Raw genomic sequence first — 1,471 nt, forward strand, 5'->3', positions numbered from 1 at the left:
GGATGTTTATTGCTGGCAGGTTGCTCCTCAGCAGAGCCTACTTCCTCTTAACATCCTGATACAAAGATATAAAACTAAAGTTAATTAATAATGAATTATCCAACTTTGTTTGGATTTTAAATGGAAATTTAAATATGAAACAGTTTGTTTTGTTATTACTATTGGTAATTTGTTCCTGTACAACAGGCGAACGTGATTTAAAAGGAAACTGGATTGAAGTTTTACCTCCGGATACGCCTTATGTGCAAGGCGTTTGTATTAAAGATAATGGTATAGCGGAGTCTCTAGGGATGGAAACCTTGAAATATCATGGATGGGAAAAGCATGGGAACAAACTTATTCTGAATGGTGAAAGTATTGGTAACGGGCAGACAATATTATTTGCCGATACATTCGATATTATAAGTTTGAAAAATGATACTTTGGTATTGAAAGATAGAGACAGAATTGCTACTTACGCACGCTGCAATGGAGATGTAATGAAGAAAAGTCCTTCAAGAAAACCATACGAAGGATTTGAATGGAAAGAAATTTCCGGAGCCGGTTTGAAACTGATGGCTCAAAGTAATGATGATATAAGGCTGTTGGTCGATCCGTTACTTCCTGGGGTAGTAATGGTGAGAAACGGTGATGTTGCTCCTCATGCTTTAATTAGGATATTCCAATTGAAGAATAAACGTATAGACGAAGTTATAGATAAACTCTCAAGTTCCGCAGACTGGGATAAAAGTCAGACATGCAGATTTGAAGAAACAGCTTCTGGCCGTAGTGGGGTACGCAGATATGTAATGCTCCCTGACGGTGATTATGCTGAGATGATAGACAGTTTGAAGAAACATGAACCTGTTCCGAGTACGTGCAATGGTTGGGGAACGGGTAATAGCGGAATGAGATATTTTGAGATATACGATAATGCTCCGGACAAGGCTGTCTTTATGGAAATAGGTCAGGATGCACCTCTGTTTGACGAAAACAGTATCGAACTGTGTGACACAGATACGGATTCAACTTCAATGGACCTGCTCTATACGATGGAAGGCGAATTAAGAATTGGACATGAAGTGAGAGCGTTTACTCCTTCCGGCAGCGACAGAGAATTCTGGATTGTTGACAAGACCGGTCAGTTGCTTGAAAAGTATGACAAGATAACTAAAGGTCAGAAAAACGGCAAGCCCGTAAAAGCCACATTAAGACTTGAATATAACGGAAAGTGGGACGATGGCTTTGCCGCTGAATATGATGGAACGTATCTTATACGTGAAGTGGTGGAGTTGAAGGCTGAATAATATAAGACGAGTGAAACAAAAATATTCATAAGAATTATCGTTTGTTTCACTCGTCTTTTTTTAGGTTCATCCGACATTTCGCGTGATAGTTTATTAAAGAAGAAAACCGCTGCACAAATTGTATATTTGAATAAGCACAAGCAAACGTACAATTATGAACAGCAGTTTTCTATATCATGCGTGGG

General features: G+C 38.8%; 1 protein-coding gene. It reads left to right on the forward strand.

Annotation, left to right across the window (positions count from 1 at the left end; translation table 11 throughout):
• Window positions 1-134: 134 nt before the first annotated feature.
• On the forward strand, window positions 135-1,286 hold the full coding sequence (locus I6E24_RS16225; protein WP_235329729.1) for a lipocalin-like domain-containing protein: 1,152 nt from the start codon (window positions 135-137) through the stop codon (window positions 1,284-1,286).
• Window positions 1,287-1,471: the final 185 nt, after the last annotated feature.

This window comes from Bacteroides caecigallinarum (assembly GCF_021530995.1).
In the GTDB taxonomy this organism is placed as follows: domain Bacteria; phylum Bacteroidota; class Bacteroidia; order Bacteroidales; family Bacteroidaceae; genus Phocaeicola; species Phocaeicola faecigallinarum.

Excerpts from the sequence above, each read along its gene's own strand:
- I6E24_RS16225 (WP_235329729.1), top strand. The coding sequence starts at position 135 with ATGAAACAGTTTGTTTTGTTATTACTATTGGTAATTTGTTCCTGTACA.